The sequence below is a fragment of the Mesorhizobium sp. WSM4817 genome (assembly GCF_055811135.1).
In genome coordinates, this window is record NZ_JBVVQQ010000162.1 from 1 (window position 1) to 260 (window position 260).

The 260-nt window shown below is 66.2% G+C and carries 1 protein-coding gene; it reads right to left on the reverse strand.

The window, feature by feature from the left end; all coding sequences use genetic code 11:
• Positions 1-244 (reverse strand): phage tail protein I (locus AC0L2K_RS35210; protein WP_473533687.1); only part of this gene is annotated, 244 nt, incomplete at its 3' end.
• Between the last annotated feature and the right edge of the window lie 16 nt (positions 245-260).

Sequence of the window (260 nt, forward strand, 5' to 3'; positions counted from 1 at the left end):
GCCGCATATGTTCGCGCAGCGGCTTCACGCGCGCGATCTCCCGAATGATCGCATCCGCGAAGGCCGCCGATGTGCGGCGCCCGCCGGGGGCGGTGCCATCGGGCAACACCATCGGCACGATCACGTCAAAGGTATGGGCCGGGCGCCGCGGATTGGCCTGATGCCATTCGATCAGGCGCGCGAGCTGGTCGAAGCGGGACAGAACATCTTCGACCGAGGCACGGGTCCCCTTTTTACGATGCATGGCGATCGATCCGGCT